Raw genomic sequence first — 22,776 nt, 5'->3', positions numbered from 1 at the left:
GCTATCGTTTGCCGCGTGCCATGAAGGCCAGACGTTCGAACAAATGCACATCCTGTTCATTCTTCAGCAACGCGCCATGCAGTTTCGGAAGGGCATCTGCGCCGCCGCGCTTGAGGTCTTCGGCACTCAGGTCCTCGGCCAGCAGCAGTTTCAGCCAATCCAGCACTTCTGACGTTGACGGCTTTTTCTTGAGCCCCTGCGTCTCGCGGATTTCATAGAACTGGGTCAGGGCGGTGGTCAGCAGCGCATCCTTGATGCCGGGGTGATGTACTTCGACGATGCGGCGCATAGTGGCCTCATCCGGGAAGCGGATGTAGTGAAAGAAACAGCGGCGCAGGAACGCGTCCGGCAGTTCCTTTTCATTGTTCGAAGTGATGATGACGATCGGGCGGTTCTTGGCCCGGATCGTCTCGCCTGTCTCGTAGACATGGAACTCCATCTTGTCGAGTTCCTGCAAAAGGTCGTTGGGAAACTCGATATCCGCCTTGTCGATCTCATCGATCAGCAGAACGACCTTTTCGTCGGCCTCGAAGGCCTGCCACAGCTTGCCCTTGCGGATATAGTTCGACACGTCATGCACACGTTCCTCACCCAACTGGCTGTCCCGCAGGCGGCTGACCGCATCATATTCATACAGGCCCTGCTGCGCGCGGGTGGTGGATTTCACGTTCCACTCAATCATCCTCAGCCCCAGCGCGCCGGCCACCTGTTTGGCCAGTTCTGTCTTGCCGGTGCCGGGTTCGCCCTTGACCAGCAATGGGCGTTCAAGTGTGACGGCGGCGTTCACGGCAATCGTCAGATCGTCAGTGGCGACATATTCGGCTGTACCTTGAAAGCGTGCGGTCATGGGCCTCTCGTGTGGTTTTTCGTGATCCGTGGGCAGGTTGTGTTGTCCGGGTTACAGACGGTCAATGATTTTGACAACCCGCGTCCCTGCGTCGGTTGAGGCGATTTTTGCAGGAACTCCAAGCCCTTTTGGTTGATTCGTGCGCGCGATTGTGCCCTGCCAATTGACACCTGCCTCAAAAAGGCCCGCTAAATTTCATAGAAAAACAGGGTTTTGTTGTTGTTTGTCTCATGTTTAGACAAAACAGCACGAGGGCGTGCTGAAGCAACGTTTGTGTAGTGACAATCCCACGCCCGTCGGCTAAACGCTGCGCAGAAGGGGGTGCCAAATGTCAGGTGAAACATCAGCGACCGACGTTTCTGGCCATACCGAGGGAGCAAATATGAAACAGGAAGTTTTTCTGCCGGAGGATTACCGCCCGGCCGAAGATGAACCTTTCATGAATGACCGTCAGCTTGAATATTTCCGCCGCAAGCTGTTGGATTGGAAGAACGAGCTTTTGGCGGGCAGCCGCGATACGATCGAAGGGCTACAGGACAACACCCGAAACATTCCGGATGTCGCAGACCGCGCGAGCGAGGAGACCGATCGCGCTCTGGAACTGCGAACACGTGATCGTCAGCGCAAGCTGGTTGCCAAAATCGACGCAGCCCTGCGCAGGATCGAAGAAGGTGAATACGGGTATTGCGAAAAGACCGGCGATCCGATTTCGCTGAAACGTCTGGATGCACGTCCGATTGCAACCATGACGCTGGAGGCGCAAGAGCGCCACGAGCGCCGCGAAAAGGTCCACCGCGACGATTGATCGCCGGGTGAAACTGGAAAATTTCGAACGCCGGGGCCTGTGGCTCCGGCGTTTTTGCGTTATGCGGGGGGCATGAAGATCAATCGGTTGAATTTCTGTGTAATTGGCGGCGGCATCGGCGGTTTGGCGGCTGCGTTGGCGCTGCGGCAACACGGGGCGCAGGTCACCCTGCTGGAGCAAGCCCCGGCATTGACCGAGGTTGGCGCAGGTCTTCAGATCAGTGAAAACGGGATGTGCGTGTTGCGTGCGCTTGGGGTGGCGGATCTGTCTGCGGGCCAGAAATCGCATGGTACGATCTTGCGCGATTACCGCAAAGGGCGCGTTGTCAGCCGGCTGCCAGGGCCTTCGGCTGGCCCGACATATTTTTTTCACCGTGCCGATTTGTTGAATCTGCTGCATTCTGCGGCCCGCAAGGCCGGTGTGGATGTTCGTCTGGGGGCCAAGGTTTCCAACGTGCAAAAACACCCCAACGAAGCCGAAATTCTGTTGGCGGGCGGCGAACGGCTGCGCGCCGAATGCGTCATCGCCGCCGACGGTGGCCGCAGCACGATTCGCCCGGCTCTGAACGGGCCCGAGACACCCGATTTCACGCACCAGGTCGCCTGGCGCGCCACCATTCCCTGGCGACCGGATTCAGACGTGGTGACGGCATCCCTGACCATGGGGCCGGGTCGGCATGTCGTAACCTATCCATTGCGCGATCAAAGCATGATGAACATCGTTGCGGTCGAGGAACGCTCGGACTGGCGGGAAGAGGGATGGAAGCTGAACGGTGACCCGGACGAGCTGCGCGCACGTTTTTCAGGGTTCGGCGGTCCGGTAGGTGAGATTCTGTCAAAGGTCTCGGATGTGAATCTGTGGGCCCTGTTCCTGCGCCCGGTTGCAGAAAAATGGCAGAACGGTCGTCTGGCATTGCTGGGGGACGCGGCGCATCCGACCTTGCCGTTCATGGCGCAAGGCGCTTGCCTGGCGCTGGAAGATGCCTGGACGCTTGCACGATCTTTCGACGAACACTCGGGTGTCACCAGCGCGCTTGCCGCCTACGAGAAAACGCGTCGGCCAAGGGCAGAAAGCGTGGTTGCCGCTGCCGGGTCGAACGCACGAAATTTCCACCTGTCAGGCCCCGCACGTCTGGCGGCCCAATGTGCGCTTATGGCCATCGGAGGGAAACTGTCGCGCCGTTACGAATGGATCTACAGCTACGACGTCACGGCCTGAAACGCTAGATATCCAGATCGACCCAGACAGGCACGTGATCCGAAGGTTTTTCATGCCCGCGCACGGCTGCATCAATCTGGCAATCCCGCATTAGATCCGCCGCTTGTGGGGTCAGCAGAAAGTGATCGATCCGAATTCCGTCGTTCCGGTTCCAGGCCCCGGCCTGGTAGTCCCAGAATGAATAGTGCCCCGCGCTTTGGGTGGTGGCCCGGAACGCTTCGGTGAAGCCCAGATTCAGGATCTTGCGAAATGCGGCGCGGCTTTCGGGGCGGAACAATGCATCGTCGCGCCATGCTTCGGGGCGTTTGGCATCCTCCGCCTGCGGGATGATGTTGTAGTCCCCCGCCATCAACGCGGGTTCTTCGGTTGCCAGCAAATCACGGGCACGGTCATATAGCCGTTCCATCCATGCCAGTTTGTAATCGTATTTCGGACCGGGTGCGGGATTGCCATTGGGCAGGTACAATCCACAGATCCGAAGAGCCTTTTTGCCAACGACGGTGGCTTCTATCCAGCGGGCCTGTTCATCCGCGTCATCGCCGGGAAGGCCGCGGGATACATCCTCGAGGGGAAGCTTGGACAAGATTGCAACGCCGTTGAAGCTTTTTTGCCCGTGAGTTTCCACGTTGAATCCACGCTCTTCGAATATCTCGCGCGGGAAGTTTTCATCGACCGACTTGATCTCTTGCAACAGCACAACGTCCGGCTGCGCTTCGTCCAGCCATCGGGGCAGGGCTTCGGCCCGCGCCTTGATGCCGTTGATGTTGAACGTGGCGATTTTCATGCGCGATCCTCCGAAGGCTTGGTGCAACCTATCGCGCAGAACGGGCCCAACGGCAAGGCGGAGATCGGATTTGCGAGGCTCTGCCTCGCGCTCCGGGATATTTTTGGCCAGATGAAGAAACGGATTATTAACCGAATTTCTTCAAGCTGAAGTGGCGGTACAGGCGGGGACGCCGATGACCGCGCCAGGTGAAGCCCTCTGGTCTTACGGTCAGAGGGCGGACTCCTGCTTCATCTGGCTGAAAATATCCTGGGGGTGTGGGGGCAAAGCCCCCACGGTTACATCGAAAAAGATGTGCCACAACCGCAGGAAGAGGTGGCGTTGGGGTTGTCGATCACAAATCGCGCACCGATCAGTTCCTGGGTGAAGTCGATGACCGCGTTTTCCAGGAAGGGCAGCGAAATCGCGTCAACAATGACTTTTTGCCCTTTACCTTCAAGGACCAGATCATCTTCTTTTGGCGTGTCCAAAGCGATTTCGTATTGAAACCCCGAGCAACCGCCGCCTTCCACTGCGACGCGCAATGCCTGACCCTGATCCGCCGCGCCGATTTCAGCAAGGCGTTCGAAAGCGCGTTCCGTGACTGTTGGGGGCAGATTCATGCCGGTCTCCAATGGTTTCCTTCCATTACGCCATACAATATAGAAAGCGCAAGGACAGGCGACAAGGACAGGCCATTTGGACAGAGCTAGATTTGCCTCGGACCCGGACCGCACCAGGGGGCGGCATGTGCCCGAGGAGGAAAGCAGTTTCCGATCATGCTTTCAACGCGACCGGGACAGGATCATTCATGCCAGTGCCTTTCGGCGCCTCAAGCACAAGACGCAAGTGTTCGTTGAACATGAGGGCGATAGCTACCGCACCCGCCTGACCCACTCCATCGAGGTGGCGCAGGTGGCCCGGACCATTGCCGGTGCCTTGGGCCTGAACCCAGAGCTGACCGAAGCCGTGGCCCTGGCGCATGATCTGGGGCACACGCCCTTTGGACATACCGGCGAAGACGCGTTGCACGCGTTGATGAAGCCCTTTGGTGGTTTTGATCACAACGCACAGGCCATTCGGATCGTCACAAAGCTGGAGCGCCACTATGCGGAATTCGACGGGTGCAACCTGACTTGGGAATGCCTGGAAGGGATTGCCAAGCACAACGGGCCGGTTGAGGGGGATCTGCCCTGGGCATTGGCCGAGTGCAATCAGGATTTCGATCTTGAACTGCACACCCACGCCAGCGCGGAAGCCCAGGTTGCGGCCCTTTCCGATGACATAGCATATAACAATCACGATCTTCTGGACGGGTTGCGCGCGGGGTTGTTCTCGGATGACGATTTGCAGGACCTGCCGATTGTCGGGGTCTGTTACGCCGAGGTGGATGCCAGATACCCCGGGCTGGATTCCTATCGCCGGCGTCACGAAGCGCTCAGGCGGGTTTTCGGGGTCATGGTGGCGGATGTCATCAACACCTCGCGCGATCTCATTGCCGTGTCTGGCGCGCAGTCCGTCGAAGAAATCCGACATCTTGGGTATCCTGTCATCCAGTTCTCGGATGAGGTTTGGGCGCAACTGCGCGAAATCCGGGCGTTTCTGTTCACCCGGATGTATCGCGCGCCCAGGGTGATGTCAGTGCGGGCAGAGGTGGCAAAGATCGTGGAAGATCTGTTTCCGATTTACATGAACGATCCCAGGCAAATGCCTGTGCGCTGGCACGATGACATTGAAGCTGCCAGGGACGACACCGCGTTGGCCCGCATCGTTTCCGATTACATCGCGGGCATGACCGACCGATTTGCCTTGCAGGACCACGCGCGGCTGACCGGCTGATCACTCCACGGCGATATAGGCGATGGCCCAGACTTGCTGAGCCGCTTGTTTTGCCGACTGACCGGCGTTCTCTGTCGGTGGGAACACGATCATCGTCGGGCCATAACCTCCGATCCCCATCGGTGCGCCATCAGCATGCGTTGCAACGATCGGTCTGTGCGTGACGATGCTGTCCCACTCGATTTCGGCCTGATACCCATCCAGCGCCATGGGAAGAGCGGTTTTCCCCTCGGCCCCTGCCAATGTCATGACCTCTGCCAAAAGCGGGCCTGAAAACCTGTAATCCCGCTCATTGCCCGGAGGACCATAGGGGATAGTGATCTCGAACTGCTCCAGCCCGTCCAGCATGGCAGCATCAAACCCAGCCGCGCCGCCATGCGTGACCTCCAGATAGCCCAGCAGACCGCCGTCATTCTCCCCGCGCGCGGGCAGGTTTGTTTCGCTGACCGCGCCACCCAGCGTCAGCAGCACATGGCCTTGCGGCTGTGGCAGGTCGGCCAGCGCAGGCAGGGCGGCGGACAAAAGCAAGGCAAAAGACAAGGTGCGGTGCATCAACGGTCTCCGGTGGCTGTGTACAGGCCCGAGATTAGCGAGATGTTTCGCCAAACCAAGCTTAAACATTAGGCGTCCATTGACCTTGCCGCATTGCGTGGTAAACCCCGCGACAAGCAAAAGGACATCCGAAATGAACCTGTTTTCCGAGATCCGCGGCCTTGTACTGGACGCGCTGGCGCAGATGCAGTCCGAAGGCGCATTGCCCGAAGGGCTGAGCTTTGACAACGTTGCGGTCGAACCTCCGCGTGATGCGGCGCATGGGGACATGGCGACCAACGCCGCGATGGTGCTTGCGAAACCGGCCGGGATGAAGCCGCGCGACATTGCGGATGTGCTGGCCGGGAAACTGGCGGCGGATGACCGGATCACAAGCGCCGAAGTGGCGGGGCCCGGTTTCCTGAACCTGCGTCTTGCGCCGTCCGTCTGGCAAGGCGTGTTGGCGGCGGTGCTGGAAAAAGGCACCGATTTCGGGCGCTCGACCATGGGGCAGGGGCAGAAGGTCAATGTCGAGTATGTCTCGGCCAACCCGACCGGTCCGCTGCATGTGGGCCATACGCGGGGCGCGGTGTTCGGGGACGCATTGGCAAGCCTGCTGGCCTATTCCGGCCATGATGTGACCCGCGAGTATTATATCAACGACGGTGGCGCGCAGGTGGATGTGCTGGCGCGTTCGGCCTATGAGCGCTATCGCGAGGCCAACGGCCTCAGCCCCGAGATTGCCGAGGGGCTGTATCCCGGTGACTATCTGATCCCGATTGGCGAGGCGCTGAAAGAGAAGTATGGCGACAGCCTCATCGACAAACCGGAAAGCGAATGGCTGGAAGAGCTGCGCGAGTTTTCGACCGATGCGATGATGGACCTGATCCGCGCCGACCTGAAGGCGCTGGGCGTCGAGATGGATGTGTTCTTCTCGGAGAAATCGCTCTATGGCACGGGCCGGATCGAGGCCGCGCTGCAATCGCTGACCGAAAAGGGCCTGATCTATGAAGGCGTGCTGGAGCCGCCCAAGGGCAAAAAGCCAGAAGATTGGGAGCCGCGCGAACAGACCTTGTTCAAATCCACCGAACATGGCGATGACGTCGACCGCCCGGTCAAGAAGTCGGACGGCAGCTGGACCTATTTTGCCCCCGATATCGCCTATCACTATGACAAGGTGAGCCGTGGCTTTGACGCGTTGATCGACGTGTTTGGTGCCGATCATGGCGGCTATGTCAAGCGGATGAAGGCGGCCGTGTCGGCCCTGTCCGATGGCAAGGTGCCGCTGGATATCAAGCTGACGCAGTTGGTGAAGCTTTGGAAAAACGGCGAGCCGTTCAAGATGTCGAAACGGGCCGGGAACTTTGTCACCCTGCGCGATGTGGTCGATCAGGTTGGTCCCGACGTGACCCGTTTCGTGATGCTGACCCGCAAAAACGATGCGCCACTGGATTTCGATTTCGACAAGGTACTGGAACAGAGCCGCGAGAACCCCGTGTTCTACGTTCAATACGCCCATGCCCGGGTGATGAGCGTGCTGCGCCGTGCCGCCGAGGCGGGGATCGACGTCTCCGACGAAACCCTGCGCGGGGCCGATCTGGCGTCGCTGGACCACCCCGCCGAACTGACGGTTGCCAAGAAGCTGGCCGAATGGCCACGCCTGGTCGAGATCGCTGCGCGGACCAACGAACCGCACCGCGTCGCCTTCTATCTATATGAACTTGCAGGGGATTTTCATGCGCTCTGGAACAGGGGCAATGACGAAACCCAGTTGCGTTTCATTCAGGATGGCGATGTTGCCACAAGCCAGTCGAAAATCGCATTGGCCCGTGCCGTTTCTGTTGTGATTTCAGCGGGCTTGGGTATTCTTGGCGTTACCCCGGCGCAGGAGATGCGGTAACAAATATCGCCCGAACCGCCGGTACGAGGTAGGCAAGAAATGACCCGCGCGCCTTGTTTTCGGGCGCGAAACGGGCAGTGAGGCGGACATGGCGAGTTACGATTACTCGGGGCACCAAAGCCCCGAGCAGATTCATTACCCGAATCAAACGCATTCCGAGGATGCGTATAACTATCCCGACGATATGCAGGATTACGACGCGCCGCGCGGCGCGTTCGGACTGGGGCGGGCCGTCAATTTCCTGGGGGCTGCCGCATCGCTGGCACTGGTCGCCGGCGTCGCTGTCTGGGGATACAAGCTTGTCATGCGCGATGTCAGCGGCGTGCCGGTCGTGCGTGCTGCCGAAGGGCCGATGCGGGTGCAGCCCGAAAACCCGGGCGGAACACCCGCCGATCATCAGGGCTTGGCCGTCAATGCAGTGGCCGCCAAAGGCAGTGCTGCCGCTCCGGCGGATCGCCTGATCCTTGCGCCGCGGCCGGTCTCGTTGACGGATGAAGACGTCCCCGCCGCCGATCTGAAGCCGACACCGGCGCTGCATGTGGTGGAAAAGCCGATCTCAACCCGGGAAGCCGCTCGATTGCGGCAGAACGCAGTGGACGCGCTGGTTGCGGAACTGGCGGGTGAGGCGACCAAAACGCAGCAAAACTCTGAGGATGGCGTACAGGTGGCATCGCTGACCACCCCCGAGGAAGAACCCGCAATTGACCCGGCCGATTTCGCAGCCGCCTTGCCGGACCCGGCCATTGCCGAATTGCCGGGCGTGCGCCGGTCCTTGCGCCCGTTGACCCGCCCGGCGCGTGCCTCTCGCAGCCAGATGTCGCCGAGCGAGAATTCCGAAGACGCGATCAATGCCGCGGTGAAGGCTGCGGTTGGGTTGGATGTTGATCCTGATACGCTGGCGAAAGGCACGCGTCTGGCGCAGCTTGGGGCTTATGACAGTGTTCAGGTGGCGCAAACGGAATGGGATCGCCTGAACGGAAAGTTCGGCGAATATATGGCAGGAAAACAGCGTGTTATTCAGAAAACTTCAAGCGGCGGGCGCACCTTTTACCGCCTGCGTGTACTGGGCTTTGAAGACCTGAGCGACTCGCGTCAATTCTGTGCCGCGCTTGTCGCTCAGGGGGCTGATTGTATCCCGGTGGCCGTTCGGTGAAGTACGGTGCCACGATCACCGATGCTCAGGGCCTGCGCCTGACGCAACAGGAAAAAGACTTGTTTCGCCAGATGAACCCGTTCGGGTTCATTCTGTTCGCCCGCAACATCGAAAACGCGGATCAGGTGCGCGCCTTGTGTGATGATTTCCGCGAGGCCGTCGGGCGCAATTGCCTGATCACAATCGATCAGGAAGGCGGGCGCGTGCAGCGCCTGCGGGCGCCATTGGCCCGCGAATGGCTGCCTCCGTTGGATCATGTGGCCAATGCCGGAGAACAGGTCGAGCGCGCCATGTATCTGAGGTACCGCCTGATTGCCGATGAATTGTTTGGTCTGGGCATCGACAGCAACTGTGCGCCCATGGTCGATGTCGCGCGCCCCGAGACGCACAAGTTCCTGAAAAACCGGTGCTATGACACTGATCCTGAACGCGTTTCCAGAATTGGCAAGGCCGTGGCGCAGGGCCATTTGGATGGCGGTGTGCTGCCGGTGCTCAAACATATTCCGGGCCATGGACGTGCCACGTTGGACAGCCACCATGACTTGCCGCATGTGGATCTGCCCTTGGAGGAGCTTGAGCGCAGCGATTTCGGGCCGTTCCGGGCCTTGAACGATCTGCCGATGGGGATGACCGCGCATTTGGTCTATGACCGGATTGACCCGCGGCCTGCCACCATCTCGGCAACCATGATGGATGTGATCCGCGACAGGATTGGCTTTGAGGGGCTGATCATGACCGATGACATCGGAATGAAAGCGCTCAGCGGAATGCCCGCTGACGTGTCGCGGCAAGCCATAAGTGCGGGCTGTGACGTCGTTCTGCACTGCAACGGAACCTTTGCCGAGCGCGCCCAGGTGATGGAAGCGGCCGGAGAAATGTCGGATGTGGCACAGGCCCGCGCAGAACGGGCGCTGGCGATGCGCAAACGCCCGCTGGAACTTGACATCCCTGCCGTCGAAGCGGAACTATCTGCCCTAATGGGCGGGCAGGTATATGAACGATAATCTTTTCAGCGAAGACCCTGTCTCGGTCGCGGATCGTCTTGCGGCCGAAGCGCTGATTGTTGATGTCGATGGGTTCGAAGGCCCGCTGGACGTTCTGCTGACCCTGTCGCGCACGCAAAAAGTTGATCTGAGGAAAATTTCCGTACTCGCGCTGGCGCAGCAATACCTGGCCTTTGTGGAAAAGGCGCGTGCGTTGCGCATTGAACTGGCCGCCGACTATCTGGTGATGGCGGCCTGGCTGGCGTTTCTCAAGTCCCGCTTGCTGCTGCCGCCAGACCCGGATGACGAGGGCCCCTCGGGCGAGGAACTGGCCGCACATCTGGCGTTTCAGTTGGAACGCTTGCAGGCGATGCGCGACGCCGCCGCACGGTTGATGGCGCGCGATCAGCTGGGGCGCGATTTCTTCAAACGCGGGCAGGGCGAAGATATCACCCGCATCCGCACCGTGACCTATTCCGCCACGCTGCTGGATCTGATGCAGGGCTATGCCCGCATCCGCACCCGTGATGAATTCCGCCCGTTTGTGATGGACCGCGATTCGGTATTCACCATGGAACAGGCGCTGGAACGGATGCGCCCGCTGATCGGGTTTGCCGGGACATGGACCGATATGGAAACTTACCTGCCCGATGGCTGGGATTCCGACCCGGTACGGCGCAGGTCAGCGACGGCGGCGACCTTTGCGGCCTCGCTGGAGCTGGTGAAAGAGGGACATATGGAAATCAAGCAGAGCGAGACATTCGCTCCGATCCATTTGCGCAAGAGGACCGAGACACGTGACTGATGCCCCTGAAGAGACCGGTACGCTGTTCGAGGCCCCTCCACTGGCTGAACAGGAACGCATGGTCGAAGCCGTTCTGTTCGCCAGCGCCGAGCCGGTGACGATTGCGGATCTTGAGGCGCGGATGCCCCATGGTAGCGACGCGGCGCAAGCGGTTGAATTGCTTCAGAAACGCTACGAGGGGCGTGGCGTTCGCGTGGTGCGCGTGGGGGATGCCTGGGCCATCCGCACGGCCCCTGATCTGGGTTTTCTGATGCAGAAGGAAACGGTCGAGACCCGCAAGCTCAGCCGCGCCGCGATCGAAACTCTGGCCATCGTGGCCTATCATCAGCCCTGTACGCGGGCCGAGATCGAGGAAATCCGGGGTGTGTCGGTTTCACGCGGGACCATCGATCAGTTGCTTGAGATGGAGTGGATCAAGCTGGGCCGCCGCCGCATGACGCCGGGTCGTCCGGTGACGTTTGTGGTGACGCCTGAGTTTCTGGATCATTTTGGGCTGGAAAACGCGCGCGACCTGCCGGGCCTGAAAGAACTGCGCGCGGCGGGATTGTTGGAGAATCGTCCTCCTCCGGGTGCCATCCCCTTGGGAGAGGGGCGCGAGGACGAAGTTGACGAAGACCAGACCGAACTGTTCGAGGAAGAGTGATCGAACAGCCCTTTTGTTGCCGCATAAAGCGTCTATCTTTGTGCGTGAGGACACGGAGTTCAGCGATGAATGCAAACCGGATCATCGATATGATTGTGCGTCAGGTCATGCGCCGTCTGGTCAACAAGGGTGTGAACAAAGGCATCGATCTGGCCAGCCGAAAAGGCAGCGGACCCGGCACGTCGAATGGGCCCGGAAAAGCCAGCGCACCGCGACATGCGCAGAACCTGCGGCAGGCACAACGCCTGACCCGCCAGATGCGCCGGTTCATGAAATTCTAGGGGTCAGCTTACGGCTTTGAAGTGCTTTGACAGTTTCAGGCCCTGTCCCTGATAGTTCGAGGCAATGCCTGCACCATATAGTTGCGTCGGCATTTCAGCCATTTTCTCATAAACCAGACGTCCGACGACCTGTCCGTGCTCCAGCACGAAGGGCGCTTCGTGGCAGCGCACCTCAAGCACGCCACGCGAACCGGCACCCCCTGCGGCGGCATGGCCAAAACCGGGGTCGAAGAACCCGGCGTAGTGGACCCGAAATTCACCGACCATCGCCAGATAGGGCGCCATTTCAGCGGCGTACATCGGCGGAATATGCACCGCCTCGCGGCTGACCAGGATATAGAACGCGCCGGGGTCCAGGATGATGCAACCATCTTTGGTCCGCACCTCTTCCCAATAGTCCTGCGGGTCGTATTCACCGATTCGATCCAGATCGATCACCCCGGTATGCGGTTTGGCGCGATAGCCGACAAGATCGGTATCAGGCACTTGCAGGTCGACCGAAAAGCCCAGACCGTCCTGAATAACCGCAGGTCCATCCACCAGCGGAGATTCGGCATGCAAGGACCTCAGTTCAGCATCTGACAACACGGCCTGACCCTGGCGAAAACGAATTTGATTCAGGCGCATCCCGGGACGAACCAGCACCGAGAACGAGCGCGGGCAGATTTCGGCATAAAGCGGCCCTGTGTAACCTGCGGGCACCCGGTCGAACTCGGTACCGCCATCGGTAATGGCCCGCGTCAGAAGATCCAGCCGCCCGGTCGAGCTTTTGGCGTTGGCCACGGCGCTCATGCTGTCGGGCAGGGCAAGCGATTCCATCAGGGGCACCAGATAGACGCAGCCCTTTTCCAGAACCGCGCCATCCGAGATATCGATGCGGTGCATCTCAAACTCTGCCAACCGGTCCGTGACAGTCCGGCCTTCCCCCGCAAGGAACGAGGCACGTACACGGTAAGCCACTGTTCCCAGACGTAAATCAAGGCTGGCAGGTTGAATCTGCGCCGGCAGAACCTCGGGGTCGGCGGTGATTTCACCGCGCGCGATCATCGCCTCAAGCTGTTGGTTCGGGCAAACACCTGTCATCTCGATCCCCCCTGGTGCCAGAGCGGGATCTGGCCTTTGTGCCATAAACGTCGCTGTAATTTGGTCGGGCTAGCAGGACTCGAACCTGCGACCTTCCGTCCCCCAGACGGACGCGCTACCAGGCTGCGCCATAGCCCGACGTTGGGGTGTTCATAAAGATTTTCCCGGCAGGGGCAAGAGGAAATCAATGCCTTTTGTCCTAACCCGTCGCCTGTGTTTCGACACGGTCCAGCCAGCGGCGCAGATCTTTTGCAATCGGAGCGATGCGCCGCAACAGGTCGTCATCAAAATCTGTCTGATTCCACGCAAGCGACGCTATTCCCCCCATCAAGGGCGCGGCATCCAGTTCGGGCTCTGGCTCCGGCTCTGACGCAGAAGATGTACGCGCGTTAGCCAGCGCGCCTTCCTTGACGGATTGCTTTGACGGTTCGCCCAGATCCATTCGAATCTGTTCCGTTGCGGTTGCAGGCTTAGGTTCAAACGGTACTACGGTGTCCTGAACGGCCTCAATCGGGGCGGGGCCAGGGTCATCCAGGGAAGGGGACAGCGCCGCGACATGTGCGACGCCCTGTTCGCGCAGGATACGCTGGACACCTTTTATCGTGATACCGTCTTCGTGGAGCAGTTTCTTGATTCCTCCCAACAGACGCATGTCGTTGGGCCGATAATACCTGCGTCCACCTGCGCGTTTGACGGGTTTTACCTGAGTGAATCGACTTTCCCAGAATCGCAGAACATGAGCCTGAACACCGAGCCAGTCCGCAACTTCGCTTATGGTGCGAAAGGCATCGGGGGACTTACTCATAACCTGGACGTCCTGAACTTACTTGCGGTTCCCTGCGGCGACGCGATCTTTCATCAGATGCGACGGGCGGAAAGTCAGTACACGGCGCGGCTGAATCGGGACTTCTTCGCCGGTTTTGGGGTTGCGACCGACACGGGCGGTCTTGTCGCGAACACTGAATGTACCGAAAGACGAGATCTTCACCTGTTCACCACGCACCAAGGCGTCGGACATGTGGTTCAGAACGCTTTCAACCAGCTGCGCACTTTCGTTTCGTGACAGACCTACCTCACGAAAGACAGCTTCGCTCAGGTCCATTCGAGTCAGTGTTTTGTCGCCCATGCTAATTCCCCTGTTGCTGTTGAAGCATATGGGTATGGCAAATTCGCTGTCAATATCAATGAATTGCGGGCGGCTGTGTAAGCCGGTTTGCGCCGGTCACCAGCGCAGAACGACTGCGCCCCAGGCCAGACCGCCGCCAATGGCTTCGGTCACGATCAGATCACCCGGTTTGATCTGTCCGCGTTGCTTGCCCACGGACAGGGCCAGTGGAATGGATGCGGCCGACGTGTTTCCGTGATCCTGAACGGTCACAACCACGTTTTCCATTGGCAAGTTCATTTTCTTGGCGGTGCCCTGAATGATCCGGATGTTGGCCTGGTGCGGCACGATCCAATCCACGTCCGAGCTGCTCAGCCCCGCTCGTTCCAAGGCTGTTTCTGCTGTTTTCGTAAGCTTTTCAACGGCATGTCGGAAAACCTGATTGCCCTGCATGCGCAGATGCCCGGTGGATTGGGTCGAAACGCCGCCATCGACATAGAGCAGGTCCTTGTAGCGCCCGTCCGAATTCAGGTCGGTTGCCAGAATACCGCGGTCCTCGGCGGTGCCCGTGCCCTCTTGGGCCTCCAGCACAACCGCACCGGCGCCATCGCCGAAAAGAACGCAGGTGGACCGATCGGTCCAGTCCATGATCCGTGAGAAAGTCTCGGCCCCGATCACCAGCACACGCCTGGCCTGACCGGAAACAATCAGCGCATTTGCGTTGGACAGTGCAAAAACGAATCCGGCGCAAACAGCTTGAACATCGAAAGCAAAGCCTTTGGTCATGCCCAACCGAGCCTGAACCATGGTGGCGGCCGAAGGAAAAGTCAGATCCGCCGTTGAAGTCGCCAGAACGATTGCATCAATGTCATCCGCCGTCAGACCTGCGTCGGCCAGCGCGGCTTCGGCGGCCTTGGTGGCCAGATCGGATGTCGTCTCGTCTTCGGCAGCAAAGTGGCGGCGTTCGATCCCCGAGCGGGTCTTGATCCATTCGTCGGTCGTGTCCAGGGTTTTCTCAAACTCGGAATTGGGAACAACGCGTTCGGGCAAATAATGCCCGACACCTGCTACAACTGAACGGCCTGCCATTTTCCGGTACTGCCTTTTTTGTTATTTATCTGTCTGCGGCACTGATTGCGCGGCATCTTGTGCAAGCTGGGCAGTGGATGCAACCCGCGCAGCCAATTTTTCGGAAAAGCCGGACTGCGCCAGGGTGAAGGCCAGTTTGATTGCAGCTGACACGCCTGTCGCGTCAGCGCCGCCGTGGGATTTCACCACGGTGCCGTTCAGCCCCAGAAACACGCCACCATTCACGCGCCGCGGGTCGATCCGCTTCTTCAAACGGTTCAGCGACGTGATGGCCAGAATCGAGGCCAATCGGGATAGCGGAGAGTATTTGAAGGCCTGCCGCAGCAGGTCGCCGATCAGGCTTGCCGTTCCTTCGCCGGTTTTGATCGCGACGTTGCCGGTAAAGCCATCGGTTACAATGACATCCGCCTTGTCACCCGGGATGTCACTGCCTTCGACGAAGCCCACGAAATCGAAATTCGCCTGCTCTGCGAATCCCGCGATCATCGAGTGCGCTTCTTTCAGTTCGGCACGCCCTTTGTGTTCTTCGGTGCCGACATTCAGCAGTCCGATCCGGGGGCGGCTCAGGGCCAAACCGTTGCGCGCGTAAGAGGCGCCCATCAGCGCGTATTGCAGCAAGTCCTTGGCGTCGGCGCGCACATCGGCGCCGACATCCAGCATCACGTTGAACCCCTGAGGGTTGCGCGAGGGCCACAGTATCGCGATGGCCGGCCGGTTCACGCCCGGCAGTTTGCGCAGGCGCATCATCGACAGGGCCATCAGCGCACCGGTATTGCCGCAGGAAACCGCGCCATGGGCTTCGCCCTGGCGTACCGCTTCCAGCGTGGACCACATCGAGGTCTCTTTGCCGTTGCGCACAACCTGACTGGGTTTGTCTTCCATCGTGACCACACCGGGGCAATCACGAAAAACGACGCGCCCCTCAAGGACACGCCGTTTGGCGACAAGCTTGCGCAATACCTGTTCGGGCCCGTGTAACAAGAACCTGATATCCGGGTTCTTGTCGGCCGATTTCGCAAGACCGGCAACAACGACCGAGGGACCCGCGTCCCCACCCATAGCGTCGACCGAGATGGTGATCCGTCCGGCGTGCGTGGGCTGTTCAGTCATGCCTTGGTCTGCACTCGATCAGGCTTAGGCTGCGTCTTCGTCCAGATCGATTTCGTCGGCCTGTGCGACGACTTCGCGATCATCATAGTGGCCGCAGGATGCGCAAACGTGGTGCGGGCGCTTCAGCTCGCCGCAGTTCGGGCATTCGTTCGGGTTTGCAGCAACCAGAGCGTCGTGTGCGCGGCGGTTGTTGCGACGCGACTTGGAAACTTTGTTCTGTTGGACGGCCATGGTCTCAACCTTTGTCTGACTAGGGGTCGCAGATTCGCTGCCGACCCGGGTTTCGTAGTTCGTTTATCGTGGTTTGACGCGCGTTTAGGCGACGGGCCCCGCAATGTCCAACCCAAAATCCGATGAGCGCGCGAAAATACTGCGATTCTCGGTATGTTCAAGCGATTTTTCTGACCGCCTGCTATGACAGGAAATCTGCGCTCTGTCACTCGTCTTTTTTGAGCGCATCGCGCAATCCCGCCAATCCGGCAAAAGGTTTGGTGTCTTCGTCGGTCATCGCCTGTTTTCCGGGTTCGGTATAGTCTGCCTGACCCAGTTCCGCACCCTCTTTGCGCGGGTATTGCGGCAGGGCCAGCGACAGCGCCTCGATCATCACCGGTGCGGGGTCGATTTCCGGGCCCAAAGGTTCGGATTCGTCATCCTGGGGAATTTCGAACTCGGGTTCATCCGGGTCGGTCCAATCGGCCAGAAAGGTGCGATGCACAGGGATGTCGATCCGTGTCGTGACCGGCTCGAGCGTCACGATGCAGGGTTGGATCACGGTTGCGCCGAGTTTGCCGTTTAGAACCCAGTCACGCTTGCCCTGTGCGCGAAGCTCGCCGGAAAAGCTGAGTTTGCGCAGCCCCAGCAGCCCCAGATCCTGCCTGATCTCATCCAATGCGGCGCTTGCGGGGCGCAGTTCAAAGGGTGTCGGGGCGTTCTGGGGCAGGTCAGCCACCCGAAATGATGTAACGTTGCCCATTCGTGAGCCTTTCTATGTGTTGAACCGTGGCAGCGGTTTCTGTAATCGGATAGAAGCCGCAAGAGGCCAAGGCAAGAGGGTGTGCATGTTGAAGGTACTGAACCGGTTGAAACCAGCGACGAAATCGCTTGTGTTTGTTGCCTGTCTGGCTGCGGCCGGGGCCTGTACGCCGATCTACAAGAATCACGGCTATGTGCCTCCGGCCGAGGAACTGGCCGAAATCAAAGTGGGCGTGGATACGCGTGACAGTGTGGAAGAGGCCATCGGCGCACCGGGTGCGTCCGGTGTCGTGCGGGATTCGGGCTATTACTATGTCCGCTCGCGGGTGCGCCATTACGGCCCGAAACGGCCCGAGGTGGTGGCGCGCGAACTGGTCGCCATAAGCTTTGATCAGCGTGGAGTCGTCAGAAACATCGAGCGTTTTGGCTTGGAAGACGGCATCGTGATTCCGCTGGAACGCCGCGTGACCGACTCCAACGTTCAGGACAAAGGCTTCCTGCGGCAGCTGTTGGGCAATATCGGCAACTTCAACCCGGCCAATATTCCTGGCGCCAACTGATCGCGCCGGAACCTTGCGATGGTCACAAGGCAGTCACATGTCTTGTGCTAAAGGTGTCGTGCCGACGCCCGTGGGTCGGCACCCGTGGAGGACGCGACCGTGGCGACGGCAGTTTTGTTGAGCAAAGGGCGCTATAAAGCCCGTCTGGCGGATTCGGCCGAGGATGTCAGGGCCGCGCAAAACCTGCGGACATTGGCATTTGGCACCCGGAAACCGGACATTGACACTTTTGACGGGCAATGCAGTCATGTCCTGGTTGAAGATATGCGATCCGCCGGGCGGCTGGTCTGCTGCTTTCGGATGCTGACAATGGAGCACGGCGGTGAAATCGGACGCAGCTATTCAGCGCAGTTCTACGACCTGAGCTCGTTGGCGGGGTTCAGTGGCCGCATGGTCGAGATGGGCAGGTTTTGCGTTCATCCGGAACTGAACGATCCCGACATTCTGCGCGTCGCCTGGGGGGCAATGACGTCCTATGTCGATCAACACAATGTCGAGATGCTGTTTGGATGTTCGTCCTTTGCCGGGACCGAAACCGGGCGATACCTTGATGCCTTTGCAATGCTCAAGCATCGCCACCTGGCCCCGAAACGATGGTTGCCGCGGGTCAAGGCTCCGGACGTGTTCCGCTTTGCCGCGCGTCTGCGGCGCCGACCGGACGCGAAAAAGGCAATGTCGCGCATGCCGCCCCTGTTGCGAACCTATCTGATGATGGGTGGTTGGGTGAGTGATCACGCCGTTGTGGATCGCCACATGAACACGTTGCATGTGTTCACCGGGCTTGAAATCGGGGCGATTCCTCCGGCCCGAAAACGCCTGCTGCGGGCATTGGCCGGTTAAGATGAGTATTTCCGAAAAGGTGAAGACAGGGCGTTGACGCAGTGTGGCCGTCGGTTTAGCTGGCGGGCATGGCGAGAATTCCTTTGTTGCAGATGTCCGGCATATCCCTGACTTTCGGGGGCGAACCGGTGTTTTCCGAACTGGATCTGGTGGTGCAGCCCGGTGACCGCGTGGCGCTGGTTGGGCGCAACGGGTCGGGCAAATCCACGCTGATGAAAGTGATGGCTGGCCTGGTCGAGGCCGACCGCGGCGAAATTGTCGTGCCGCCCGGAAAATCCGTGGGCTATATGGAGCAGGACCCGACGATGGAGGGCTTTGCCACCCTGGGCGACTATGCGTCCAGCGGGTTGGAGCCCGGCGAACTCTACAAGGTTGAACGGGCAGGCGAGGGGCTGAAATTCGACCCTTCACGCGCAGTTGATACGGCTTCGGGTGGAGAGCGGCGGCGCGCGGCATTGGCCAAGCTGATGGCCGAGGCGCCGGACCTGATGCTGCTGGACGAACCCACCAACCATCTGGATATCGAAGCCATCGCGTGGCTGGAGCGCGAGCTTGGGTCGACACGGGCGGCTTTTGTGCTGATCTCGCACGACCGGGCCTTCTTGCGCGCACTGACGCGGGCGACTCTGTGGATTGATCGGGGAATGGTCCGAAGGCAGGAACAGGGTTTTGGCGCGTTCGAAGCCTGGCGGGACAAGATCTGGGAAGAAGAAGATCAGCAGCGCCACAAGCTGAACCGTCTGATCAAGTCCGAGGCCAAATGGGCGGTCGAGGGTATCAGCGCACGGCGCAAACGCAATCAGGGCCGGGTGCGGGCCCTACAGGCGCTGCGGGCCGAAAAGGCGGCACAGATCAAGCGTCAGGGTTCCGCTGCGATGACGCTGGAGGCGGGGCCAAAATCAGGCCGCAAGGTGATCGAGGCCAAAGGGCTGGCCAAAGGGTTCGGTGACAAGCAGATCGTTCGGAATTTTGATCTGCTGGTGCAGCGCGGTGATCGTGTGGCCTTTGTCGGGCCGAACGGGGTCGGCAAGACGACCTTGCTGAAGATGCTTCTGGGGCAGGTGGAGCCGGACGAAGGTTCGGTGTCGCTGGGTACCAATCTTGAGGTCGCGGTGTTCGATCAGACCCGTGCGCAACTGGACCCCGAGATGAGCTTGTGGGACAGCCTGACCGGCGACCCGGATATGCGGGTTTCCGGCAAGGCCGATCAGGTGATGGTTGGCGGGCAGCCCAAACATGTCGTGGGATATCTCAAGGAATTCCTGTTCGACGAGCGGCAGGCAAGAGCGGCTGTCAAATCCTTGTCGGGTGGCGAAAAGGCCCGGTTGCTGCTGGCCAAGTTGATGGCGAAACCTTCGAACCTTCTGGTGTTGGACGAACCGACCAACGATCTGGATGTCGAAACGCTGGACCTGTTGCAGGAGCTGCTTGACGACTACGACGGTACGGTTCTGCTGGTCAGCCACGACCGGGATTTTCTGGACCGTGTTGCAACGACGACCATCGCGATGGAAGGCAACGGGCGGGCGACCGTCTATGCCGGCGGCTGGTCGGATTATATTGCGCAGCGTGGGGAAGTGGTCGCTAAAAAAGAAGAAAAAGCAAAAGCTTCAAAGCCAAAAGCAAAGCAGGAGACGCAGCAGAAACCCGGTCTGTCATTCTCGGAAAAACACCGGCTTGAAAAGCTGCCAGCCGAGATCGCGCGCCTCGAGGCCGAGATCGCAAAGCTGGAAGAGCTGATGTCGGATCCCGAATTGTTCACTCGCGAACCGGTCAAGTTCCAGAAAGCGACCGAGGCGCTGGTGGAACGGCAGGAGAAACTGTCGGCGGTTGAAGAGGAGTGGCTGACCCTGGAAGAAAAGGCCGAAGCAGGGTAAACGCAAACTGCGCGGCCCCAAATGGACGGCATTGTATGAGTTGCACAAAACCGGAGCCCTGTAACTGCCCCGGTTTTGAAAAACCTTGATCAGCCGATCCGTGTCATTTCGTTCAGCGTAAATTCAGCCACAGCACCGTCGGTTGCCTCCATGTAAGCCGCGAGATGAGGCGCGTTCATATGCGTCTGCCACTGTTCGCGACTTTCCCAGTTTTCATAGAACGCGAAAACACCGGGGTTGGTTGTGTCCACATGCAGGTCGTATTGGATGCAACCTTGTTCGGCACGGGTGATGGGGATGAGCTTTTCCAGCTCGGCGCGGACAAGATCTTCCTTGCCCGGATGGGCGGTGATTTGGGCGAGAATGGTCAAGGCCATGGTGTCTCCTCAAAGGGTTCAGTTGCGATGAACCGGGATATGTGACACACTAGCAAAACTCGCAAGTACGCACTATTCATGCATATAGGCTCCATTTACGCAGATAGATACCATTTGTATACTGTAAGACGCAGGAGGTCGGGGTGGATCGGTTTGAAAGATATGATTGCAGCGGAGGCTGCCCGGTTGAGGCCGGTCTGGAGCAGATATCGGGCAAGTGGAAGGGGCTCGTGATTTATCATCTCCTTGGGGGCACGATGCGATTCAACGAGTTGTCCCGGGCGTTGGGTACAGTTACTCAGCGCAGCCTGACCAAGCAACTGCGCGAACTTGAGGCAGATGGAATCGTGAACCGCAAAGTCTATGCCGAGGTGCCGCCCAGGGTAGAGTACTGTCTGACCGAAAAGGGGCTGGCGCTGCGCCCGGTGATTGAGGCCCTGGCGGACTGGGGACAGAACAGGGTTATGGGCGGGGCCGGATAGGCCGGGCGGGGTTTCCGACGACTGTCTCGCCGGGCGGAACGTCTTTTGTCACCACACTACCGGCTCCGATGATGGCGTTGTCGCCGATCGCAACGCCCGGCATGATGATCGCGGCCCCGCCGATCCAGACGTTTTCGCCGATCCTGACAGGGTGGGCGGTTTCAAGGCCCCGAGCGCGCAAGGCCGGGTCTTTCGCGTGTTCGGCGCAATAGATCTGCACCGCAGGTCCAAGCATCGTGTCGTTGCCAATTGTCACCGGCGCGGTGTCGAGCACGACGCAGCCTGCGTTGAAAAACACGCGATCCCCCAAAGACAGGTTTATTCCGTAGGCACAGTGAAATGGGGCCTCAAGAAAGCAATCCTCACCAACACCTGCAAACAGCGCTGCCAGTTCAGGCGCGATGGCCCCACGTTCATCCGGCGGGCATGTGTTATGGGCATGAACGGCACGGCGCGCTTCGGCGCGAAGCGCATCCAGTTCCGGGTCAAGGCAGCAATACCACTCGCCCGCTTCCATTTTCTGTCGCTCGGTCATGAGCCCCGGTCTAGCGCATCCGCAGGGCACCGTCGATGCGGATGACCTCACCGTTCAGATAGCCCATCTCGACGATGAAGCCGGCCAGTCGTCCGTATTCATGCGGATCGCCAAGGCGGGCAGGGTTCGGGACGTCGGCGGCAAGCTGTTGTTGCACTTCTTCGGGCAGGCCCGCCAGCATCGGGGTCATGAAAATGCCCGGCGCGATGGTCATGACCCGAATGCCGGTCGAGGCCAGGTCGCGGGCCATCGGCAGCGTCATGCCCACGACGCCGCCTTTCGAGGCCGCATAGGCCGCCTGACCCTTTTGCCCGTCAAACGCAGCGATCGAAGCGGTGTTGATGATCACCCCACGTGCCCCATCTGGTTCGGGGTCATTCTTTGCCATCTCGGCAGCGGCCAGCCGGGACACGTTGAAGGTGCCAACCAGATTGATGTCGATCGTGCGCTGGAACGCATCCAAAGGGTGGGGGCCATCCTTGCCGACAGTCTTGATACCATAGGCGATACCTGCGCAATTCACCGTGGCCGTGATCTTGCCCATCTTGTTCATGCCGTGGCGCACAGCAGCTGCCACCGACTCTTCGTCGGTCACATCCGTCTGCGCGAAATGACCGCCAATCTCGGCGGCGACCTGCGCGCCGCGATCCGCATCGCGATCCAGAATGGTGACCTGTGCGCCTTCCGAGGCGAAGTGGCGTGCCGTGGCTTCGCCCAGACCGGACGCGCCGCCGGTGATGAGGGCGGTAGTGGTGGACAGGTGCATGGTGATCTCCTCCCATGGATATGAACAGTTGTTCAATAACTGCATTTTGGGGCCAGTGTCCATATATTAGAGAAAGAGGGATCTTGGTCGGCGGACCAGATCATTCGCCCCGATGCGCTGGCAGATCCTCAAGACATCTTAATCCCAACTTCACGAAAACGCGCCTGTTCGTGAACGAAGAACTCTGAGCCGTCGTGTGTTTTTTCACCAGG

Annotated in this window: 27 protein-coding genes and 1 tRNA gene; 13 read left to right on the top strand and 15 right to left on the bottom strand. The window is 59.6% G+C overall.

Annotation, left to right across the window (positions count from 1 at the left end; translation table 11 throughout):
* Position 1: 1 nt before the first annotated feature.
* Entirely contained in the window at positions 2-847 is an 846-nt protein-coding gene (locus AC2FF8_RS02315) for an AAA family ATPase (protein WP_152458249.1), read from the bottom strand.
* 382 nt (positions 848-1,229) lie between these two features.
* Here AC2FF8_RS02315 and dksA point away from each other — a divergent pair, with 382 nt between their 5' ends.
* Entirely contained in the window at positions 1,230-1,652 is a 423-nt protein-coding gene (dksA, locus tag AC2FF8_RS02310; RefSeq protein WP_170344000.1) for an RNA polymerase-binding protein DksA, read from the top strand.
* 72 nt (positions 1,653-1,724) lie between these two features.
* Complete coding sequence (locus AC2FF8_RS02305) at positions 1,725-2,870, top strand: FAD-dependent monooxygenase (protein WP_496878833.1); 1,146 nt, start codon at positions 1,725-1,727, stop codon at positions 2,868-2,870.
* 4 nt (positions 2,871-2,874) lie between these two features.
* Here the strand turns inward: AC2FF8_RS02305 and xth are convergent, their stop codons facing one another.
* On the bottom strand, positions 2,875-3,654 hold the full coding sequence (xth, locus tag AC2FF8_RS02300; RefSeq protein WP_171231475.1) for an exodeoxyribonuclease III: 780 nt from the start codon (positions 3,652-3,654) through the stop codon (positions 2,875-2,877).
* A gap of 278 nt (positions 3,655-3,932) precedes the next feature.
* Positions 3,933-4,256: a HesB/IscA family protein gene (locus AC2FF8_RS02295; protein WP_171204913.1), complete on the bottom strand. Its 324-nt coding sequence runs from the start codon at positions 4,254-4,256 to the stop codon at positions 3,933-3,935.
* A 76-nt stretch (positions 4,257-4,332) separates the two neighbouring features.
* Here AC2FF8_RS02295 and AC2FF8_RS02290 point away from each other — a divergent pair, with 76 nt between their 5' ends.
* Positions 4,333-5,472, top strand: a complete 1,140-nt coding sequence (locus AC2FF8_RS02290) for a deoxyguanosinetriphosphate triphosphohydrolase (protein ID WP_425078414.1) — start codon at positions 4,333-4,335, stop codon at positions 5,470-5,472.
* Here the strand turns inward: AC2FF8_RS02290 and AC2FF8_RS02285 are convergent, their stop codons facing one another.
* Positions 5,473-6,024, bottom strand: coding sequence for a hypothetical protein (locus AC2FF8_RS02285; RefSeq protein WP_496878832.1), 552 nt, complete (start codon positions 6,022-6,024; stop codon positions 5,473-5,475). It abuts the gene before it with no gap.
* A gap of 133 nt (positions 6,025-6,157) precedes the next feature.
* Here AC2FF8_RS02285 and argS point away from each other — a divergent pair, with 133 nt between their 5' ends.
* The 6 genes from argS to AC2FF8_RS02255 all read left to right on the top strand — a co-directional run bounded on the left by argS (position 6,158) and on the right by AC2FF8_RS02255 (position 11,768).
* The gene (gene argS, locus AC2FF8_RS02280) at positions 6,158-7,903 is read left to right on the top strand and encodes an arginine--tRNA ligase (RefSeq protein WP_257598889.1); all 1,746 of its coding nucleotides are present in this window, start codon (positions 6,158-6,160) and stop codon (positions 7,901-7,903) included.
* A gap of 88 nt (positions 7,904-7,991) precedes the next feature.
* A complete protein-coding gene (locus AC2FF8_RS02275) occupies positions 7,992-9,056 on the top strand; it encodes an SPOR domain-containing protein (RefSeq protein ID WP_496878831.1) in 1,065 nt (354 codons plus the stop codon).
* On the top strand, positions 9,053-10,060 hold the full coding sequence (gene nagZ / locus AC2FF8_RS02270) for a beta-N-acetylhexosaminidase (protein ID WP_496878830.1): 1,008 nt from the start codon (positions 9,053-9,055) through the stop codon (positions 10,058-10,060). Before AC2FF8_RS02275 ends, nagZ begins: the two co-directional genes overlap by 4 nt.
* Positions 10,050-10,844, top strand: a complete 795-nt coding sequence (locus AC2FF8_RS02265) for a segregation and condensation protein A (protein WP_257598886.1) — start codon at positions 10,050-10,052, stop codon at positions 10,842-10,844. The genes nagZ and AC2FF8_RS02265 overlap by 11 nt, the downstream gene beginning before the upstream one ends.
* The gene (gene scpB, locus AC2FF8_RS02260; protein ID WP_170344010.1) at positions 10,837-11,487 is read left to right on the top strand and encodes an SMC-Scp complex subunit ScpB; all 651 of its coding nucleotides are present in this window, start codon (positions 10,837-10,839) and stop codon (positions 11,485-11,487) included. Before AC2FF8_RS02265 ends, scpB begins: the two co-directional genes overlap by 8 nt.
* 65 nt (positions 11,488-11,552) lie before the next feature.
* Positions 11,553-11,768 carry a hypothetical protein gene (locus tag AC2FF8_RS02255; protein WP_257598884.1) on the top strand — a complete coding sequence of 72 codons (216 nt, stop codon included), beginning with the start codon at positions 11,553-11,555 and terminating at the stop codon, positions 11,766-11,768.
* 3 nt (positions 11,769-11,771) lie between these two features.
* On the opposite strand, the gene AC2FF8_RS02250 is transcribed toward AC2FF8_RS02255, so the two are convergent.
* The 8 genes from AC2FF8_RS02250 to AC2FF8_RS02215 form a co-directional block, all read right to left on the bottom strand.
* Entirely contained in the window at positions 11,772-12,851 is a 1,080-nt protein-coding gene (locus tag AC2FF8_RS02250; protein WP_496878829.1) for a 2'-deoxycytidine 5'-triphosphate deaminase, read from the bottom strand.
* 61 nt (positions 12,852-12,912) lie between these two features.
* Positions 12,913-12,989: transfer RNA gene (locus AC2FF8_RS02245), tRNA-Pro, on the bottom strand.
* 61 nt (positions 12,990-13,050) lie between these two features.
* Entirely contained in the window at positions 13,051-13,656 is a 606-nt protein-coding gene (locus AC2FF8_RS02240) for a MerR family transcriptional regulator (RefSeq protein ID WP_496878828.1), read from the bottom strand.
* Positions 13,657-13,674: 18 nt separating this feature from the next.
* Positions 13,675-13,977: an integration host factor subunit alpha gene (ihfA, locus tag AC2FF8_RS02235; RefSeq protein ID WP_152458234.1), complete on the bottom strand. Its 303-nt coding sequence runs from the start codon at positions 13,975-13,977 to the stop codon at positions 13,675-13,677.
* A 96-nt stretch (positions 13,978-14,073) separates the two neighbouring features.
* Positions 14,074-15,045, bottom strand: a complete 972-nt coding sequence (locus AC2FF8_RS02230; protein ID WP_170344014.1) for a beta-ketoacyl-ACP synthase III — start codon at positions 15,043-15,045, stop codon at positions 14,074-14,076.
* Between the two features lie 21 nt (positions 15,046-15,066).
* On the bottom strand, positions 15,067-16,155 hold the full coding sequence (gene plsX / locus AC2FF8_RS02225) for a phosphate acyltransferase PlsX (protein ID WP_170344015.1): 1,089 nt from the start codon (positions 16,153-16,155) through the stop codon (positions 15,067-15,069).
* Positions 16,156-16,179: 24 nt separating this feature from the next.
* The gene (gene rpmF, locus AC2FF8_RS02220) at positions 16,180-16,386 is read right to left on the bottom strand and encodes a 50S ribosomal protein L32 (protein WP_008756996.1); all 207 of its coding nucleotides are present in this window, start codon (positions 16,384-16,386) and stop codon (positions 16,180-16,182) included.
* 205 nt (positions 16,387-16,591) lie between these two features.
* Entirely contained in the window at positions 16,592-17,128 is a 537-nt protein-coding gene (locus AC2FF8_RS02215; RefSeq protein WP_496878827.1) for a YceD family protein, read from the bottom strand.
* Between the two features lie 85 nt (positions 17,129-17,213).
* On the opposite strand from AC2FF8_RS02215, the gene AC2FF8_RS02210 reads away from it, so the two are divergent.
* From AC2FF8_RS02210 to AC2FF8_RS02200, 3 genes are all read left to right on the top strand, one after another.
* The gene (locus tag AC2FF8_RS02210) at positions 17,214-17,687 is read left to right on the top strand and encodes an outer membrane protein assembly factor BamE (RefSeq protein WP_170344017.1); all 474 of its coding nucleotides are present in this window, start codon (positions 17,214-17,216) and stop codon (positions 17,685-17,687) included.
* Positions 17,688-17,786: 99 nt separating this feature from the next.
* The gene (locus AC2FF8_RS02205) at positions 17,787-18,527 is read left to right on the top strand and encodes a GNAT family N-acetyltransferase (RefSeq protein WP_425078406.1); all 741 of its coding nucleotides are present in this window, start codon (positions 17,787-17,789) and stop codon (positions 18,525-18,527) included.
* A gap of 68 nt (positions 18,528-18,595) precedes the next feature.
* Positions 18,596-20,404 carry an ABC-F family ATP-binding cassette domain-containing protein gene (locus tag AC2FF8_RS02200; protein WP_496878826.1) on the top strand — a complete coding sequence of 603 codons (1,809 nt, stop codon included), beginning with the start codon at positions 18,596-18,598 and terminating at the stop codon, positions 20,402-20,404.
* A gap of 89 nt (positions 20,405-20,493) precedes the next feature.
* On the opposite strand, the gene AC2FF8_RS02195 is transcribed toward AC2FF8_RS02200, so the two are convergent.
* On the bottom strand, positions 20,494-20,781 hold the full coding sequence (locus AC2FF8_RS02195) for a putative quinol monooxygenase (RefSeq protein ID WP_170344019.1): 288 nt from the start codon (positions 20,779-20,781) through the stop codon (positions 20,494-20,496).
* Between the two features lie 143 nt (positions 20,782-20,924).
* On the opposite strand from AC2FF8_RS02195, the gene AC2FF8_RS02190 reads away from it, so the two are divergent.
* Entirely contained in the window at positions 20,925-21,263 is a 339-nt protein-coding gene (locus AC2FF8_RS02190; RefSeq protein WP_496878825.1) for a winged helix-turn-helix transcriptional regulator, read from the top strand.
* Here AC2FF8_RS02190 and AC2FF8_RS02185 read toward each other — a convergent pair.
* On the bottom strand, positions 21,244-21,798 hold the full coding sequence (locus AC2FF8_RS02185; RefSeq protein ID WP_425078404.1) for a sugar O-acetyltransferase: 555 nt from the start codon (positions 21,796-21,798) through the stop codon (positions 21,244-21,246). The genes AC2FF8_RS02190 and AC2FF8_RS02185 overlap by 20 nt on opposite strands.
* A 10-nt stretch (positions 21,799-21,808) precedes the next feature.
* On the bottom strand, positions 21,809-22,564 hold the full coding sequence (locus tag AC2FF8_RS02180) for a 3-hydroxyacyl-CoA dehydrogenase (RefSeq protein ID WP_496878824.1): 756 nt from the start codon (positions 22,562-22,564) through the stop codon (positions 21,809-21,811).
* Positions 22,565-22,776 lie beyond the last annotated feature (212 nt).

The sequence above is a fragment of the Ruegeria sp. YTSA144 genome (assembly GCF_059610125.1).
The sequence above is the reverse complement of the archived record's forward strand: the minus strand, read 5'-3'. Positions and strand labels throughout refer to the sequence as shown.

Excerpts from the sequence above, each read along its gene's own strand:
- AC2FF8_RS02315 (WP_152458249.1), bottom strand. The coding sequence starts at position 847 with ATGACCGCACGCTTTCAAGGTACAGCCGAATATGTCGCCACTGACGAT.
- dksA (WP_170344000.1), top strand. The coding sequence starts at position 1,230 with ATGAAACAGGAAGTTTTTCTGCCGGAGGATTACCGCCCGGCCGAAGAT.
- AC2FF8_RS02305 (WP_496878833.1), top strand. The coding sequence starts at position 1,725 with ATGAAGATCAATCGGTTGAATTTCTGTGTAATTGGCGGCGGCATCGGC.
- xth (WP_171231475.1), bottom strand. The coding sequence starts at position 3,654 with ATGAAAATCGCCACGTTCAACATCAACGGCATCAAGGCGCGGGCCGAA.
- AC2FF8_RS02295 (WP_171204913.1), bottom strand. The coding sequence starts at position 4,256 with ATGAATCTGCCCCCAACAGTCACGGAACGCGCTTTCGAACGCCTTGCT.
- AC2FF8_RS02285 (WP_496878832.1), bottom strand. The coding sequence starts at position 6,024 with ATGCACCGCACCTTGTCTTTTGCCTTGCTTTTGTCCGCCGCCCTGCCT.
- argS (WP_257598889.1), top strand. The coding sequence starts at position 6,158 with ATGAACCTGTTTTCCGAGATCCGCGGCCTTGTACTGGACGCGCTGGCG.
- AC2FF8_RS02275 (WP_496878831.1), top strand. The coding sequence starts at position 7,992 with ATGGCGAGTTACGATTACTCGGGGCACCAAAGCCCCGAGCAGATTCAT.
- AC2FF8_RS02265 (WP_257598886.1), top strand. The coding sequence starts at position 10,050 with ATGAACGATAATCTTTTCAGCGAAGACCCTGTCTCGGTCGCGGATCGT.
- AC2FF8_RS02255 (WP_257598884.1), top strand. The coding sequence starts at position 11,553 with ATGAATGCAAACCGGATCATCGATATGATTGTGCGTCAGGTCATGCGC.
- AC2FF8_RS02250 (WP_496878829.1), bottom strand. The coding sequence starts at position 12,851 with ATGACAGGTGTTTGCCCGAACCAACAGCTTGAGGCGATGATCGCGCGC.
- AC2FF8_RS02240 (WP_496878828.1), bottom strand. The coding sequence starts at position 13,656 with ATGAGTAAGTCCCCCGATGCCTTTCGCACCATAAGCGAAGTTGCGGAC.
- ihfA (WP_152458234.1), bottom strand. The coding sequence starts at position 13,977 with ATGGGCGACAAAACACTGACTCGAATGGACCTGAGCGAAGCTGTCTTT.
- AC2FF8_RS02230 (WP_170344014.1), bottom strand. The coding sequence starts at position 15,045 with ATGGCAGGCCGTTCAGTTGTAGCAGGTGTCGGGCATTATTTGCCCGAA.
- plsX (WP_170344015.1), bottom strand. The coding sequence starts at position 16,155 with ATGACTGAACAGCCCACGCACGCCGGACGGATCACCATCTCGGTCGAC.
- rpmF (WP_008756996.1), bottom strand. The coding sequence starts at position 16,386 with ATGGCCGTCCAACAGAACAAAGTTTCCAAGTCGCGTCGCAACAACCGC.
- AC2FF8_RS02215 (WP_496878827.1), bottom strand. The coding sequence starts at position 17,128 with ATGGGCAACGTTACATCATTTCGGGTGGCTGACCTGCCCCAGAACGCC.
- AC2FF8_RS02210 (WP_170344017.1), top strand. The coding sequence starts at position 17,214 with ATGTTGAAGGTACTGAACCGGTTGAAACCAGCGACGAAATCGCTTGTG.
- AC2FF8_RS02200 (WP_496878826.1), top strand. The coding sequence starts at position 18,596 with ATGGCGAGAATTCCTTTGTTGCAGATGTCCGGCATATCCCTGACTTTC.
- AC2FF8_RS02195 (WP_170344019.1), bottom strand. The coding sequence starts at position 20,781 with ATGGCCTTGACCATTCTCGCCCAAATCACCGCCCATCCGGGCAAGGAA.
- AC2FF8_RS02185 (WP_425078404.1), bottom strand. The coding sequence starts at position 21,798 with ATGACCGAGCGACAGAAAATGGAAGCGGGCGAGTGGTATTGCTGCCTT.
- AC2FF8_RS02180 (WP_496878824.1), bottom strand. The coding sequence starts at position 22,564 with ATGCACCTGTCCACCACTACCGCCCTCATCACCGGCGGCGCGTCCGGT.